The organism is Hanstruepera flava (assembly GCF_023634025.1).
Lineage (GTDB): Bacteria > Bacteroidota > Bacteroidia > Flavobacteriales > Flavobacteriaceae > Hanstruepera > Hanstruepera flava.
Genome location: NZ_JALJCW010000003.1, coordinates 407,060 through 423,553, shown reverse-complemented (window position 1 = coordinate 423,553; position 16,494 = coordinate 407,060). Strand labels below are relative to the sequence as shown.

Annotated in this window: 18 protein-coding genes; 5 read left to right on the top strand and 13 right to left on the bottom strand. The window is 34.0% G+C overall.

Translation table 11 applies throughout. The features are described 5' to 3' along the window. Positions 1–30 precede the first annotated feature (30 nt). Positions 31–3,444: a transcription-repair coupling factor gene (gene mfd, locus MTX13_RS11960; RefSeq protein WP_250435626.1), complete on the bottom strand. Its 3,414-nt coding sequence runs from the start codon at positions 3,442–3,444 to the stop codon at positions 31–33. A gap of 98 nt (positions 3,445–3,542) precedes the next feature. Between mfd and MTX13_RS11955 the strand changes: the two genes are divergently transcribed. After that, positions 3,543–3,974: a TerB family tellurite resistance protein gene (locus MTX13_RS11955; protein WP_250435615.1), complete on the top strand. Its 432-nt coding sequence runs from the start codon at positions 3,543–3,545 to the stop codon at positions 3,972–3,974. A 49-nt stretch (positions 3,975–4,023) separates the two neighbouring features. Here the strand turns inward: MTX13_RS11955 and fbp are convergent, their stop codons facing one another. Continuing rightward, positions 4,024–5,031 (bottom strand): class 1 fructose-bisphosphatase, encoded by a 1,008-nt coding sequence (gene fbp, locus MTX13_RS11950; RefSeq protein ID WP_250435613.1) that lies wholly within the window; start codon positions 5,029–5,031, stop codon positions 4,024–4,026. A 113-nt stretch (positions 5,032–5,144) separates the two neighbouring features. Here fbp and MTX13_RS11945 point away from each other — a divergent pair, with 113 nt between their 5' ends. The 4 genes from MTX13_RS11945 to MTX13_RS11930 are packed head-to-tail and all read left to right on the top strand — an operon-like array spanning position 5,145 to position 9,736. Beyond that, positions 5,145–5,624: a GNAT family N-acetyltransferase gene (locus tag MTX13_RS11945; RefSeq protein ID WP_250435611.1), complete on the top strand. Its 480-nt coding sequence runs from the start codon at positions 5,145–5,147 to the stop codon at positions 5,622–5,624. After that, positions 5,624–6,883, top strand: coding sequence for an aspartate kinase (locus MTX13_RS11940; protein ID WP_250435609.1), 1,260 nt, complete (start codon positions 5,624–5,626; stop codon positions 6,881–6,883). The genes MTX13_RS11945 and MTX13_RS11940 overlap by 1 nt, the downstream gene beginning before the upstream one ends. A gap of 14 nt (positions 6,884–6,897) precedes the next feature. Then, the gene (locus tag MTX13_RS11935; RefSeq protein WP_250435607.1) at positions 6,898–8,727 is read left to right on the top strand and encodes a GNAT family N-acyltransferase; all 1,830 of its coding nucleotides are present in this window, start codon (positions 6,898–6,900) and stop codon (positions 8,725–8,727) included. Next, positions 8,717–9,736: a carboxypeptidase-like regulatory domain-containing protein gene (locus tag MTX13_RS11930; RefSeq protein ID WP_250435601.1), complete on the top strand. Its 1,020-nt coding sequence runs from the start codon at positions 8,717–8,719 to the stop codon at positions 9,734–9,736. The genes MTX13_RS11935 and MTX13_RS11930 overlap by 11 nt, the downstream gene beginning before the upstream one ends. Before the next feature lie 10 nt (positions 9,737–9,746). Here the strand turns inward: MTX13_RS11930 and MTX13_RS11925 are convergent, their stop codons facing one another. From MTX13_RS11925 to MTX13_RS11875, 11 genes are all read right to left on the bottom strand, one after another. Next, positions 9,747–10,133, bottom strand: a complete 387-nt coding sequence (locus MTX13_RS11925; RefSeq protein ID WP_250435599.1) for a VOC family protein — start codon at positions 10,131–10,133, stop codon at positions 9,747–9,749. Then, positions 10,133–10,591, bottom strand: coding sequence for a DUF1801 domain-containing protein (locus MTX13_RS11920; RefSeq protein ID WP_250435598.1), 459 nt, complete (start codon positions 10,589–10,591; stop codon positions 10,133–10,135). The genes MTX13_RS11925 and MTX13_RS11920 overlap by 1 nt, the downstream gene beginning before the upstream one ends. A gap of 4 nt (positions 10,592–10,595) precedes the next feature. Next, positions 10,596–11,105 carry a DUF4199 domain-containing protein gene (locus MTX13_RS11915; protein ID WP_250435596.1) on the bottom strand — a complete coding sequence of 170 codons (510 nt, stop codon included), beginning with the start codon at positions 11,103–11,105 and terminating at the stop codon, positions 10,596–10,598. Between the two features lie 20 nt (positions 11,106–11,125). Further along, positions 11,126–11,497, bottom strand: a complete 372-nt coding sequence (locus MTX13_RS11910) for a VOC family protein (protein WP_250435595.1) — start codon at positions 11,495–11,497, stop codon at positions 11,126–11,128. A gap of 104 nt (positions 11,498–11,601) precedes the next feature. Then, positions 11,602–12,012 carry a response regulator transcription factor gene (locus MTX13_RS14440; protein WP_317238879.1) on the bottom strand — a complete coding sequence of 137 codons (411 nt, stop codon included), beginning with the start codon at positions 12,010–12,012 and terminating at the stop codon, positions 11,602–11,604. Between the two features lie 9 nt (positions 12,013–12,021). Further along, complete coding sequence (locus tag MTX13_RS11900) at positions 12,022–13,029, bottom strand: 2-hydroxyacid dehydrogenase (RefSeq protein ID WP_250435593.1); 1,008 nt, start codon at positions 13,027–13,029, stop codon at positions 12,022–12,024. Positions 13,030–13,031: 2 nt separating this feature from the next. Then, a complete protein-coding gene (locus MTX13_RS11895; RefSeq protein ID WP_250435591.1) occupies positions 13,032–13,397 on the bottom strand; it encodes a cupin domain-containing protein in 366 nt (121 codons plus the stop codon). A gap of 28 nt (positions 13,398–13,425) precedes the next feature. After that, positions 13,426–14,775 (bottom strand): magnesium transporter, encoded by a 1,350-nt coding sequence (gene mgtE, locus MTX13_RS11890; protein WP_250435747.1) that lies wholly within the window; start codon positions 14,773–14,775, stop codon positions 13,426–13,428. A gap of 26 nt (positions 14,776–14,801) precedes the next feature. Continuing rightward, a complete protein-coding gene (gene rsmA, locus MTX13_RS11885) occupies positions 14,802–15,572 on the bottom strand; it encodes a 16S rRNA (adenine(1518)-N(6)/adenine(1519)-N(6))-dimethyltransferase RsmA (protein WP_250435589.1) in 771 nt (256 codons plus the stop codon). A gap of 6 nt (positions 15,573–15,578) precedes the next feature. Next, on the bottom strand, positions 15,579–15,905 hold the full coding sequence (locus MTX13_RS11880) for a DUF4286 family protein (RefSeq protein WP_250435587.1): 327 nt from the start codon (positions 15,903–15,905) through the stop codon (positions 15,579–15,581). A gap of 70 nt (positions 15,906–15,975) precedes the next feature. Next, complete coding sequence (locus MTX13_RS11875; protein ID WP_250435585.1) at positions 15,976–16,488, bottom strand: GNAT family N-acetyltransferase; 513 nt, start codon at positions 16,486–16,488, stop codon at positions 15,976–15,978. Between the last annotated feature and the right edge of the window lie 6 nt (positions 16,489–16,494).

Sequence of the window (16,494 nt, the reverse complement as noted above, 5' to 3'; positions counted from 1 at the left end):
GACATATTGTTTTATTACTGTTTTCAATAGCTATGCCAAAATTTGATTTAAAGCCGATAAGGCTTGTTCTACATTTTTAATATTTTCAAAAGTCAGCAACAAACGTAAGCCTTGACGGGTTTGTTTTTCTTTCATCTTACAGGCTTTTGGATTACTCTGAATAAACTGTAAAACTTTAGTAAAACCAATACTCTGATAAAAGGCACTCTGTTGGTCCTTTATAAAATAGCCCACCAGTTTACCGTGTTTCATAACTACTTTTTCTAGACCAAGTTTAGTAGCAGTCCATTTTAAACGCACACTATTTAGTAGGTCTACAACCTGAACAGGCAATTCCCCAAAACGATCTATAAGTTCGGTTTCAAACTGCTCAAGATCTTCTTCAGTTTTTACATTGTTAAGTTGAGTGTACAGATTTAAACGTTCTGTAATGTTATTTATATAATCATCCGGGAACAACAATTCAAAATCAGAATCTATTGTAATATCCTTTACATACTCTTTAGGTTTGCCATCATCTTGATATAAATCTTTAAACTCATTTTCTTTAAGTTCTTCAATAGCTTCATTAAGAATTTTTTGATACGTATCGAAACCTATTTCATTAATAAAGCCACTTTGTTCACCACCTAATAAATCACCAGCACCACGAATTTCCAAATCTTTCATGGCAATGTTGAAGCCACTGCCCAGTTCGGTAAACTGTTCTAAAGCAGTAATGCGTTTTCTGGCATCGTTGGTCATAGCTGAATATTCTGGTGTTATAAAATAACAAAAGGCCTTTTTGTTACTTCTACCTACGCGACCACGCATTTGATGTAAGTCACTTAATCCAAAATTATTGGCGTTATTGATAAAAATGGTATTGGCATTTGGGACATCTAAACCGCTTTCCACAATGGTTGTGCTTACTAAAACGTCAAACCCACCATTGATAAATGAGAGCATAAGCTGTTCTAACTTTTTACCTTCCATTTGTCCGTGGCCAATACCTATTTTGGCATCAGGTACCAACCGCTGAATCATACCAGCAACTTCTTTTATGTTTTCAATACGGTTATGGATAAAGAAAATTTGACCACCGCGTTCAATTTCATAACTAATGGCATCTCGAATGGTTTCCTCATTAAATCGAATAACATGGCTTTCAATTGGGTAACGGTTTGGTGGAGGCGTTGTAATTACTGATAAATCTCGCGCAGCCATTAAACTAAACTGCAAGGTTCTAGGAATAGGTGTGGCTGTTAATGTAAGAACATCCACATTTTCTTTTAAGGTTTTTAATTTCTCCTTTACGGCAACACCGAATTTTTGTTCTTCATCAACAATTAGTAATCCTAAATCCTTAAATTTCACATTTTTGTTTACTAATTGGTGCGTGCCAATTATTATATCAACACCACCTTTTTCTAAACTTTCAAGAGTTTCACGTTTTTCTTTCGCCGTTCTGAAGCGATTGAGGTAGTCTACAGTTACTGGGAAATCTTTTAGCCGTTCTTTAAACGTTCTGGAATGTTGATAAGCCAAAATTGTTGTTGGTACCAAAACGGCAACTTGTTTCCCGTTATCTACAGCCTTAAATGCAGCTCTAATGGCGACTTCGGTTTTTCCAAATCCAACGTCACCACAAACTAAACGGTCCATTGGTCTGTCACTTTCCATGTCAGCCTTAATGTCGGCAGTAGATGTTATTTGGTCAGGAGTGTCTTCATATAAAAAAGACGCTTCCAACTCATGCTGCATGTAACTGTCTGGTTTGTACTGATAACCTTTTTCAAGTTTACGTTTGGCATATACTTTAATAAGATTAAAAGCAATTTCTTTAACGCGTGATTTGGTTTTTTGTTTTAGCGTTTTCCACGCTTTACTACCTAGCTTATAAATTTTAGGCGGTTTGCCATCCTTTCCGTTGAACTTGGTAATTTTATGGAGCGAATGAATACTTAAATACAAGACATCGCGTTCACCGTATATAAGTTTAATAGCTTCTTGCTTTTTACCTTCGACATCAATTTTTTGAAGTCCTCCAAATTTACCTATTCCATGATCAATGTGTGTTACATAATCTCCAATCTCTAAATTGGTTAACTCTTTAAGCGTTATGGCTTGTTTTTTGGCATAACCATTTTTGAGATGAAATTTATGATAGCGTTCAAATATTTGATGATCGGTATAGCAGGTTATTTTATTGTCATGATCAATAAATCCTTGGTATAATGATAGTACAATGGTTTTATAATGCACCTCTTCTTCTACATCTTCAAAAATATCATGAAATCGTTTGGCTTGTTGTTCGCTAACGCAAGCAATGTAATTGGTGTATCCTTTTGCGTGTTGGGAATTTAGGTTTTCAATCAGCAAATTAAATTGCTTATTAAATGCAGGTTGTGGTGTTGTATTGAATATGATTACATTGTCATTGCGAGGAGCTTGCGACGTGGCAATCTCTTCTAAAACAGATTCTTCGACTCCTATTGAATCGGAATACTCTGAATGACAAAATAAACTTTGTGAACCAAACTCAACCAGATTAAAATCTAAAAGCTGTTTTTTTAAGAGTTTAGAATCACAAAAAAGTTCGTTAGGTTCGGCATGTTTTATTTCGGTTGATAGGTTTTTGAAAGCTTCTTCTGCTTTACCAAAAAAATCGTCAATTCTTGAAAACAGGACATCTGCATTTTTTGTAAAAACAACCGTTTTTTGTGCAATATATTTTAAAAAACTCTGTCTGCTTTCTTCCAAAAATTTGTTGGCCACATTTGGGATGACACTTATTTTTTTAATTTGATCGGTTGAAAGTTGAGTTTCAACATCAAATGTTCTGATACTATCAACTTCATCGCCAAAAAACTCAATGCGATAGGGTTCATCATGTGAAAATGAAAACACATCTACAATACCACCGCGAACGGAAAACTCACCAGGTTCGGTTACAAAATCAACACGTTTAAATTTATATTCAAATAGTACCTCATTCACAAAATCGATGGAGAGATTATCATTAACCGAAATTTTCAAGGTGTTTTTCTCCAATTCCCTTCTGGTAACCACTTTTTCAAATAGGGCATCTGGATAGGTGACAATTACGGCTGGTTTTTTCCGAGAGTTAATGCGGTTTAAAACTTCAGCTCGCAATAAAACATTGGCATTGTCAGTTTCTTCAATTTGATAAGGCCTGCGGTAGCTTCCTGGATAAAACAATACATCCTTGTCATTTAACAACAACTCTAAATCATTTAAATAAAAGGCGGCTTCTTCTTTGTCGTTAAAAATTAACAAGAAGGGCTTATCAGTCTGTTTGAAGGCTTCGCTTACCACCAAAGAAAACGACGATCCAACGAGTCCTTTTATATGTGTTTTAGAATGATTTTGGGCAATAGCAGTTTGCAGATTTTGCGTTTGCAAAGCCTGTGCATAGATTTGCGAGAGATAAGATTTACTCAAGACAATTTATTTTGTGCAAATATAAAATTTTGTTTAACAGTTTATTGATTAAAACTATTATTAAAATTATCTTTGCAGCACCAAAAAAAGAAAAACATATGTCATTTTTAGATTTATTTGATAGCGGATTTAAAAAACGCAACGAAGATCATTTTGCAGCCATAGTGAGAGTAGCCATGGATGATGGTATAATTACTGATGAGGAGAAAGCATTTTTAGATCGATTGGCTCATAAATTAGATGTTAGTGAAAGTGAGTATAAAGCTATATTAAAAGATTATAAATCACATCCTATAAATCCGCCAACTTCATACGATAGACGTTTAGAACGTTTGTATGATTTAGCTAGAATGGTTTATGTTGACCATATTAAAGGAGACCACGAAGAGTTGGTATTGAGAAAAATTGCTGTTGGTTTAGGATTCTCGCATGATAATGTAAAATATGTTGTAGATAAGGCATTAACTCTTGTTAGTAACGGTGTAGATTTAGACACTTTTATGGAAGAGATAAAAAATATGAACAGATAATAGTTCTGTTAGGTAATAAAAAAAGCGAACTTTTTAAGTTCGCTTTTTTTTATTCTGCTAATCGCATAAATTCTTCAGCTTTTACTACCATATTTTTACTGCCGCAAATAAAAGGAACACGTTGGTGCAATTCTGTAGGCTCAATATCTAAAATACGGGTAAAACCATCACTAGCTTTTCCATTGGCTTGTTCTGCAAGAAATGCCATGGGGTTACATTCGTAAAGTAATCGTAGTTTTCCATTAGAATTTTTTGAGCTTTTAGGATATAAATAAATACCACCTTTTATCATGTTCCTATGGAAGTCAGACACCAATGAACCAATGTACCTTGAAGTATAAGGTCTGTCACCTTCCTCCATTTGGCAATATTTTATATAGTTCTTTATACCTTGAGGGAAGTGGATGTAATTCCCTTCGTTTACAGAATAAATCTTACCATTTTCAGGGAATTCCATATCCGGATGCGATAAGTAAAACGTGCCAATTGCAGGATTGAGCGTAAACCCATTTACACCAGCACCTGTTGTATAAACCAACATAGTTGATGTACCATATACTACATAACCTGCTGCCACTTGTTGACTGCCCTTTTGAAGAAAATCCTCAAGGGTAACAGGCGTTCCAACTGGAGTTACACGACGATAAACCGAAAATATCGTGCCTACTGAAACGTTAACATCAATATTTGAAGAACCATCTAAAGGATCTATTAAAACAACATATTTATTATTGTTGTTTTCATCTTGACTATTTATGGAAATAAAATCGTCTTCTTCCTCACTTGCTATACCGCAAACAATATTTCTGTTGGTAAGTGTTTGAATGAACTTCTCATTGGCATAAACGTCAAGCTTTTGTTGATCTTCCCCTTGAATATTGGTGTCTCCAGCAGCGCCAATTATATCAACTAATCCAGCTTTGTTCACTTCATGATTAACTACTTTTGCAGCTAAACGAATAGAGTTTATGAGCCTGGATAATTCACCTGAAGTGTATTTAAAAGAAGATTGGTTTTCAATAATAAATTCACCTAAAGTTTGATTTTTTTGAGACATAAATATGCTGGATGTTGTTGTTTGTACAAATATCGGATTTTTTAATAAACTACAACGTTTTCGCGAAATATTAATCGGTTAGAATAAACTATATTTGAAGGCAAATTCAGTTTATGGATATTAAAATAAGACAAGCTACTATAGAAGATATGTCTTCGGTTTTAAAACTGATAAAACAACTTGCTGTTTTTGAGAAAGAACCAGAAGCCGTAGAAGTTACATTAGAAAATTTAAAACAGGATGGTTTTGGTGAAAATCCAGCTTTTAAATGTTTTGTTGCTGAAGTAGGAGAGGATGTGGTTGGAATTGCATTGGTGTATCAGCGCTATTCAACTTGGAAAGGTAAAGTTTTACATTTAGAAGATTTGATTGTAGATGAAGCCATGAGAGGAAGAGGAATTGGAACCTTATTGCTAGATGAGGTTGTAAAATATGGCCACAGTTTAGGTGTAAAACGAATAAGTTGGGAAGTTTTAGATTGGAACGAACCAGCCATAACATTTTATGAACAAAAAGGAGCAACCATATTACGGGATTGGGATGTTGTTCAATTAGACGAACAAGGAATACAAAACTATTTATTAAAAATGTAATGCGAGTATTTAAATTTGGAGGAGCATCCGTTAAAGATGCCGAAGGAGTTAAAAATTTAATTGAAGTTTTAAATGCAGTAGGCTATGACAATACATTAATTGTTGTGTCTGCCATGGGTAAAACCACCAATGCATTAGAAGGTGTAATTGATAATTACCTAAATAAAAAATCTGAATTGTTGAGTTCTTTTCAGGATGTGAAAAAATATCACAATGCTATTTTATTAGATTTATTTGAAAACGAGAGGCATCCCGTTTTTAAAAAAGTATCTGATTTGTTTGATGAACTGGATGGGTTTTTTAAAATCAACAAGTCACCGGATTACAATTTTATTTACGATCAAGTAATTGGTTATGGCGAATTGGTTTCTACAACAATTGTTAGTGAGTATTTAAACGAAGTAAACATCAAGAACAATTGGGTTGATGTTAGAAATTATATAAAAACAGATAATTATTATCGTAGAGCAAATGTTGATTGGGAGTTAACACAAAAAAATATCACTGAAAACTTTCAGCGTAATACACTCAATATTACACAAGGATTTTTGGGTAGTGACTCTAATAATTTCACCACTACTCTAGGGCGTGAAGGGAGTGATTATACAGCGGCTATTTTTGCCTATTGTTTGAATGCAGAAAGCGTAACGATTTGGAAAGACGTTTTGGGTGTTCTTAATGCGGATCCTCGTTATTTTGAAAACGCACAATTACTTCATAATATTTCGTACCGCGAGGCAATTGAGTTGGCCTTCTACGGCGCATCGGTTATTCACCCTAAAACACTGCAGCCTTTACAGCGTAAAGAAATACCATTATTTGTAAAATCGTTTTTAAACCCAGATGGCGATGGTACAAAGGTTTCAAAAGGTATTGGAATTGAACCCAATATTCCGTGCTTTATCCTTAAAAGAAACCAAGTATTAATATCCTTATCATCTTTAGACTTTTCGTATATAGTTGAAGAGAATATTAGTGAAATTTTTAATTTGCTTCATCTTTATAAAATGAAGGTAGATGTTATTCAGAATTCAGCTATTAGTTTTTCAGTTTGTGTAGATAATATTTATAATAATCTAGAAAAATTATTACAGCATTTAAAAGCGAAATTTAAAGTAACTTGTCATGAAAATGTAGCTTTATACACTATTAGGCATTATGATAAACAAGCGATTGAACAGATTGAAAAAAATAAAACGGTGTTATTAAAGCAGTTAACACAAGAAACCATGCAAATGGTTACAAAACCAACTATTTAATTACATTTGTATATATGACAAAAGCTCAAGACAAAGGATTGGTTTCGGCTAAAGAAGTAGCTTCGGCCATACAATTAGATAAGTATGGTTTTGTAGGCACTTTTATAGGCTGGATGCTCATGAAGGTCTTGAAAATATCTACTTTAAACGCAATTTACAATCGTAATAAGCATTTGTCTGATTTAGAATTTTTGGATGCCATTTTAGATGAATTTCAAATAAAATTTGAAATTCCAGAAGAAGACTTAAAAAGGCTGCCAAAAGATGGAAGTTATATAACAGTTTCTAATCACCCATTAGGAGGTATTGATGGGATATTACTGCTTAAACTTATGTTGGAGCAACGAAAGGATTTTAAGATAATTGCCAATTTTTTATTGCATAGGATAGAACCCTTAAAACCCTACATTTTACCTGTAAACCCTTTTGAAGATAGAAAAGATGTAAAATCCAGTATTGCAGGATTCAAAAATGCCATTATGCACCTGCGTGAAGGGCACCCTCTTGGTGTTTTTCCTGCAGGAGAGGTTTCAACGTATAGAGATGGAAGGCTAGTAGTTGACAGACCTTGGGAAGAAGCCGCCATGAAATTGGTAAAAAAAGCAGAAGTACCTGTAGTGCCTATATATTTTCATGCGAAGAATAGTAAGCTATTCTATAAGCTTTCTAAAATTAATGATACGTTTAGGACAGCAAAACTACCTTCTGAACTTTTAACCCAAAAGCGTAGAACTATAAAGGTTAGAATTGGGAAACCGATTTCTGTTAACGATCAAAAGGAGCACGAATCGCTAGAGTCGTTTTCTGAATTTTTGAGGAGAAAGACCTATATGCTGTCTAATTCTTTTGACGATAAGGATAAATTGTTGAGTAACATTTCTACAACCTTAAAAGTTCCAAAGCCTCCAAAGCGAATAGTTGGCCAAGTAGATAAAGCCTTAATGGTTGAAGAGGTTGAAATGTTGCGAGAAGAAAACTTTAGGCTACTACAGAGTAAGAACTATGAGGTTTTTCTTGCTCCAGCAAAAAAAATACCTAATATACTTCAAGAAATAGGTCGATTACGTGAAATTACTTTTAGAGAAGTTGGCGAAGGGACTAATGAAGCCATAGATTTAGATGCCTTTGATACGTATTACCATCACATGTTTTTATGGGATGGTGATGAAAAACTTATAGCTGGGGCTTATAGAATGGGATTGGGTTCCGAAATATTCCAACGATATGGAATAGATGGATTTTATCTGCAAGATTTATTTCGATTTGAACCCGAGTTGTATAAAATGATGAGTCAATCTATCGAGATGGGTCGTGCGTTTATTATAAAAGATTATCAACAAAAGCCTATGCCTTTATTTTTGCTATGGAAAGGCATTGTTCATACAACACTACGTTTCCCCGAACATAAATATTTAATAGGTGGCGTAAGTATAAGCAACCAGTTTTCAAACTTTTCAAAGTCGTTGATGATTGAGTTTATGATGTCACATTATTACGATCCTTATGTGGCGCAATATGTGCATCCTAAAAAAGCTTTTAAGGTCAAGCTTAAAGATGCCGATAAAGATTTCGTTTTTGATGAAGCCGAAGCAGACCTTAATAAGTTTGACAAGATTATTGATGAGGTTGAGCCAGGAGCTTTAAGACTACCTGTTCTTTTGAAGAAATATATAAAACAAAATGCCAAATTGGTAGCCTTTAATGTAGACCCATTGTTTAACAATTCGGTTGATGGTTTGATGTATATTAAAATTGCTGACCTTCCTGAAAGTACTGTAAAACCAGTTATGGAAGAGTTTCAAGCCGAGTTGGAGCGAAAAATATCTGAACAAAATGAAGATTAAGTTAGGTCTGTTTATTTTTCTTTTCTGTGTTGCAAATCTGTTTGCCCAAGAAATATCGGGTGTTATTATTGATAATAACTCAAAGCAACCAATTGAAGGCGCATCAGTCTATTTTGACAATACTACTATAGGCGTAATTTCTAATTCTGATGGAGCGTTTACAATTCCGTTTGACGAATCTATTAATACACCATTGGTTATCTCCTTTTTAGGATATAAAAAACAGGTTATCTCAAATTATAATAAAGATGTTGCTCTTAAGATAGAACTAAAGGAAAATTTAAATACCTTAAATGAAGTTGTTATTGGCTCTAAAGATTCTTGGTCGAGAGAGAAAAAATTAGAGCAATTCAAGCTACAATTTTTAGGGTTTTCAAGTAATAGTTTATCCTGTAAAATTCTAAATGAAGATGATATAACATTGCGATATTTAGAAGATGATAATTTGTTGGTGGCCAACGCAAAAAGGCCTATTAGAATACGCAATTCAAACCTTGGATATGATATTGAATATGATTTACAAGACTTTGAAATTCAATATGAAATATCTTCTGGGTCTTTAAAAATTAATACGGTTTCTTCGGTTTTTTATTCAGGAACAACATTCTATAAGTCTAACAAGGCAAATCGTAAAACAATAAAGAGAAGACAAAAAGCTTATTACGGTTCCATGTTGCACTTTATGCGCTCGTTATTGTACGATAAATTAGAGGACAACAAGTTCACGTTACTTTATGAAGAAAAAGTTGTGCCTGCCGAAAATTTCATTAGTAAATACGTAACTAATGACCCAACAATTTATAAAGTAAAGGTGTTTAAACCATTGACAATAGTCTACGATTTAACGGTTTCACGACAGTCTACCATAATACCAAACAATGAGTATTTTTATCTTAATTTAAAAGGTAATTACTCACCAATAGAAGCTGTAACTTTTACTGGCGAAATAGGTATGCAACGTGTTGGAGATAATTTACCATTGGATTATGATCCAATGGAGCAGATATAGAGCTTTAAACTTATTGAAAAGCACTATCAACAGGTTCCCAAAGCTCAATTTTATTGCCATCATTATCTAAAATCCAGCCAAATTTTCCGTAGCTATACTCCTCCATTTCACCAACAACTGTTACGTCTTCTTGTTTGAGAGTTTCTAGCAATTCTGCTAAATTTTCAACACGGTAATTGAACATAAAATCTTTTTTTGACGGCTCATAGTATTTGGTGTCTTCTGCAAACGGACTCCATTGCGTGGAGCAATCGTTTCCATCTTTATCTTGCCACCAAAATGTACAGCCATAATCATCGGTATTGAAACCTAAATGCTTTTTATACCAATCTTTAGTTGTTTTTGGGTCTTTGGTTTTAAAAAATAAACCACCAATTCCCGTTACACGTTTTTTCATCATTTCTTTTTTAAAGCTGTTTCGTAAATATCAATCCATTCGTCACAAGTCATTTTTTGTGTAAGTTGGCCAATGAGTTCAAAAGGAATTTCATCCATTTTTTTAAATCTTATGCAACTTTTACCCATATCCAATTTCCGTTTACAATGCTTCGGATATTCGTTTACAAACCAATCATACAATTCTTTTTTGGCATAGATACCACTATGGTAAAGGTTCACCGAATTTTTCTGCGAGGCAAAACTCATAAAAGGTAATGGAGTTTTAGGGTCACAATGATAACCATCAGGATATACTGAATGAGGCACATAATACCCAATCATTTTGTATTGAATGCCTTCTTCAAACCCTTTTGGCAAATTGTCTTTAATGGTTTTTCGTAATTTTTTTAAGGCTTCCTGTCGGTCTTCAGGCACTTGACTTATGTAGTCCTCTGGTGATGTAGCTTCGTATTGCATAGTATTAGTTTTTACGTTGTAAAATTAATCCGGAAATTAAAGATATAACAAATCCTATCATTACAACAGTTGCAAACATGATAAAGGCCATAAATCCAGAACCACCATAAGCTTGCATCTGTTCAGATAGTTTAACTTTTTCAATTTCGTATTCTTCAGCAGGTAATGTTTCTTTCATGGTTGCTAGAGTTTTATCTAAATATTCGGTAGCAAAATCTGGATTGATTACGGTAGTGTATATGTAATCAATAATAGCCACACCAATTCCAACAAATATTGAAATTAACAATCCAATTACAAGGGCTTTTCCCAAAGTAACGGTCCCCTGATTTACTTTGTCACGATAATGTTTTATGCCAAAAAAGATAAATGAAAGCGATACAACCATAGAGGTGTACCCAATAATTTCTTGAACGGAGTAGGATAGGTTGTCGCCAAGTAAAAAGGCTAGCCCAAAAAATATAATACCTGCTAGAAAGCCATAGCTTCCATACTTTAAAACTGTTTTTTTCATAATATTTAAATAGTTAGTTATTAAACATGCTGGTCAACTAAAATGGTGTTTCCATCAGGATCGCTTATTACAAAGCTAGCCGGTCCCTTGGTGTTTTCATCTGCTTCGGAATGAAAACTTACAGCATTATTTTTTAGATGTTTTTGAATATCTCTAACATCTGTAAAATTTTCAAGCGTGTTTGCATTTTCATCCCAACCTGGGTTAAAGGTTAAGATGTTGTTTTCAAACATCCCTTGAAACAAGCCTATTAAAGCATTGCCATTTTTCATAATGAGATAGTTTTTGTCCATATCTCCAGCAAATACCTGAAAGCCTAATTTTTCATAAAATAGTTTTGAAGTTGTTAAGTTTTTTACACTTAAGCTTATTGAAAAAGCACCTAATATCATAGTTCAATTGGTTTTAATTACGATTCAAAAGTAGGGTAGTGATAGGAAAAAGGGTTCATACTAAAGTACCAAACACCTCATACTTTAGTCTAAAAGTAAAGAATTTAAATAATTTGAAGCTGTTTGGCAATTTTTACGGCTTCTGTCCGTCGTTTGGCGTTCAACTTTACTAAAAGACTAGATACATGTGTTTTTATGGTACTTTCGGAAACAAATAATTTTTCGCCGATTTCTTTATTGGATAAGCCTTCTGAAATATGCTTTAAAACTTCATATTCTCGAGTGGTAATCTCTAATTCTTCAATCTTGTGTTTATCTATTGAATGTATGGGTGAAGGTTTATTATATATACTTTTTTTGTGAATAAATACACCAATAAAAAAGAATACCAATGCTATTATGGTAATAATTGTTTCAATTTTTAAATCGCCAGAAAGCACAGAAAATTTACTTAATTGAAATAAGATAAGTAACGCTATTATAAGCAAACCAAAAACAAGAACTGTTTTTTTCATTACTGAAAGTTAGCAAAATTTTGCTTTAATTTTATCTACTATAGTTTGTGCTAATTTTTCTTTGCTTTCTATAGTCCAGCCTGCAACATGAGGTGTAAGTAAAACGTTTTCTGCTTTGATTAAATACTTAAACGCTTCTGGTAAATTATGCTGTTCGTCAGGTCGAGTGGAGTCGAGACCTAATTGAGACCTCTCGACTTCGCTCGAGGAGACATTAGAAATTTTGAATAAATTCTCAAATGATGCTTTTTCATATTCTAAAACATCCAATCCAGCACCTAGAACTTTACCAGATTTTAAAGCCGAAACAAGATCACTTGTCACCACACTTTTACCTCTAGCGGTATTAATGAACCAAAACGGTTTTGCAAAGGAATTGATAAATGTTTCATTAATCATGTTTAAAGTTAATGGTGTTTGAGGTGTATGCAAACTAAGCACATCAACACGCTCCTGAAATTCTTTTAAGGAGACTTGTTTGGCATTTTCGTCACCAACATCATCTTGAATGTCATAACAAATAACCTCCACATTAAAGCCTAATAATTTTTTAGCAAAGGCTTTTCCCATATTGCCATAACCAATTAATCCAACGGTTTTTCCATCTAATTCGACACCGCGATTTTCCTCACGTAACCATTTGCCTTGACGCACTTCTTTATCGGCCTTGTTGAGTTTATTGAAAAGTGACAGCAGCATGCCCAATGTGTGTTCGCCAACTGCATTACGATTGCCTTCTGGAGCTGAAATTAAATAAATACCATTTTTTTCAGCGTACTCACAATCAATGTTCTCTAGACCAGCACCAACACGAGCTATAAATTTTAAATTTGTTGCAGCATCTAAAAACTGTTTATCAACAGTAAAACGGCTTCTAATAACAATACCATAGTACTCATGAATTTTCGCTTCAATAGTTTCTTTGGAAGAGGTGTAATCTTCATGATTAATGAAGCCTAGTTCATTAAGTTGGTTTAAGAGTAATGGATGATTGCTATCTAGATGAAGGATTTTCATGGTTAAATTTTAGGATAATGTGTTTGGGTTTTTTCGTGTTGTACATTACCCGTATGGGCAGTTGATAATTTTTCAAAAAGAAGCACATGGACTTCTTCACCATTTTTGGTCATGGGATTATGTTCAACTCCTTTTGGGACGACTATAATTTCACCTTCGCAAACAACTTCAGTTCGGTCACGAAATTGCATGAATAAGGTGCCTTTTACTACTTGAAAGAGTTCGTCTTCATCTTCGTGTTTATGCCAAACAAATTCACCTTTTAGTTTAGCTAAAATAACTTGCATATTATCTACAACTGCAATTTGGTGTGGATGCCAGTTTTTCGAAAATTTTGAAAATTTATCTTGAATATTAATTGCTTTCATAATGTAAAGGTACGAAAGCCTTGTATATTTAAAATCCAATAATTAAGCCTGCTAAAACAAAGAATAGGTAGATACCCAGTATATCATTACTAGTTGTAATAAAAGGGCCTGTTGCTATAGCTGGATCTATACCTCGTTTGTCTAAAACAATAGGAACAAATGTTCCTACGAGAGCTGCGACTACAATTACGGACATCATAGACACGGCAATGGCGAAACTTTCCGTGGTATCTTGATCAATAATAAACCCGAACAGCATAACCAATACGGCCAATGCTAAACCATTAATCAAGCTCAAGCCAATTTCTTTTAAAAGCCTGTTCAGTAAACTACCTTTTACATTGTCATTTGCCAAACCTTGGACAATAATGGCACTAGATTGCACACCTACATTTCCTGCCATAGCAGCAATTAATGGTGTGTAAAAAAATAATGAAGGTACTGTAGACATGATATGCTCATAGTCTTTCATAATAAACACACTACCAAGACCACCAAATAAACCTAAAACTAACCAAGGCAATCGTGCTTTAGTAAGTTCAAGTATACTATCATCGGCCTCAACATCTTGTGAGATACCTGCTGCTAACTGATAATCTTTATCGGCTTCCTCTCGAATAACATCTACAATATCATCAATAGTAATGCGGCCAACAAGCGTGTTGTTTTTGTCTAAAACAGGAATGGCTTCCAAATCATATTTTTGCATGATTTTGGCAACATCTTCAACATCTTCATCAACGTAAACATAATCCACATTGGAGTTGGATATTTCAGCAATTTTTTGGTCGCTTTTTGCAGTGATGAGGTCTTTTAAAGAGAGTCTTCCAATAAGTTTATCTTCTTTATCGACCACGTAAATGGAATGCACACGTGTGACATCTTTGGCTTGGCCACGAATACGACGCATACAACCTGCAACGGTCCAGGTTTCGTAAACTTTTACCAATTCCTTGGCCATGAGACCACCAGCTGTATCTTCATCATAAGCTAAAAGTTCTTCAATTTCGGCTTTATGCTCTTCGTCTTCAATGTTGGAAATAACTTCTTCCTGACGCTCTTCGGGAAGTTCCGAAATCATGTCGGCAGCATCATCGGTATCGAGTTCTTCAATTTCTTCGGCAATTTCTTTTGCTGAAAGGTTTTTTAGAACTTTTTCCCGAATGTCTTCATCCAACTCCATCAAAACATCCGAAGTGGTTTCGGAATCTAGTAACTTAATGACATAGACCGATTCATCTTGATTAAGTTCATCAAGAATTTCGGCAATATCGGCATAGTGAAACTCTTTAAAGAGGCTTTTTAATTCCTTATCATCTTGTTGTTCAATAAGGGTTTCAACCTTTTCAATGAGTTCTTCGGTTAATTGAAATTGTATGTTTTCGTTTTCTTCTACCAAAGGATTTAGTCGTTTTCAATTCGTGAAGTCAGCTCTATGAATTCTGCAACACTTAATTGTTCTGGTCTTTTGTCAAATATAACATTTGCTTTTAAATTATCTGACAAATTGAATGTTTTTAAACTGTTACGAAGGGTTTTGCGACGTTGTTGAAAACTGGTTTTTACGACTTTAAAAAATAAGGTTTCACTACAAGGTAATGTAAAATTATCCTTTCGTTTTAATAACAACACACCAGAATCTACTTTTGGTGGTGGGTTGAAAACCGAAGGAGGTACGGTAAATAGATATTCGGCATTATAAAAAGCTTGTGTAAGTACCGAAAGAATTCCATAAACTTTACTCCCTTCTTTTGAGCAAATGCGCATAGCAACCTCTTTTTGGAACATGCCTGAAAATTCAGGGACTTGGTTTCGTATTTCCAGTAGCTTAAAAACTATTTGTGAAGAAATATTATAGGGAAAATTTCCAATGATGGCAAAAGGTTCATCGTTAAAAACAATTTTTAAATCGTACTTTAAAAAATCTTGTTCAATAATTCTGTTGGCTAGATTAAGATAGTTAGCCTTTAAATAGTCAACCGATTCTGTATCGATTTCAATAACATGAGTTGTAATGTCTTTTTCAAGCAAATATTTAGTAAGCACACCCATTCCTGGTCCAATCTCCAAAACATGGCTGTAACCTTTGTAAGACAACGTATCTGCTATTTTTTGAGCAATATTTTCGTCTTTTAAAAAGTGTTGTCCTAGGTGCTTTTTTGCTTTTACAGACATAGTTGATTACTTAAAATTTACAGTAAATTCATCAATAATTTCCAGTTCTGTTCTAAAAGCTAGCATTTTATCGGCAAACTTTTTCAAGCTTTCATTTCGTAAAGCGTCTGCATAATTATTATAGTAGTCGTCTAGTGCTTCACGAGAAAACGCTCTAAATTGTGTAGAATAGGTGGTTCCGCCTTGTTCTTCTTCAACCAAAACTTTTGTTAAGCGTGCTTCCTTAAATTTACCAGTAGCCAGTACTTGGGGAATATGCTCGGTTTTCATCCATTCTAACCATTGGTCATGAACACTATCGTCAATGTTTACTGTTACGTTATATATTATCATAATATTAAAGATAATGGATTCCTGTTTTACTTAAAGTTTAGTTTGGTAGAAAAGTTACAGGAATAACCAATTAATTTAAGTTTTTTGCAAATAACAGGAGTTCTTCGTCGTCTTCAAAGGGTTTTGTCTTTTTTTCAAAAGACAACCCTAGTTTTTCAAGTAATTTAATGGAATTAGTATTGTGTTCCAAGGTTATTCCTAAAACTTTACTTATTTTAAATGTTGTTTTGGCCAACTCCAGTATTTTAAGTGAAGCTTCGTAGCCGTATCCTTTTCCTTCATATTCTGGAAGAAGCGCAAATCCAATATCTGGATAATCTAATGTATCCCTTTTAATTAATCCAGAAGTTCCAATTGGCTTATTGTTTTCTTTCTCGGTTAACTTATAGAAACCAAAACCTTGCTTTGCATACATTGGGATGGTTTTTTCTTGCAGGTAATTTTGGGCATCGCTAATGGTTTTTAAATGCCTATCGCCAATATAGGTTATCCATTTTGGAGTATTTAAAAGTTCTAAATAGAATGCTGCATCTTCTGGCGAGAATTCAGATATTATAAGCCTTTTGGTTTCGGCAATAATCATAAGGGT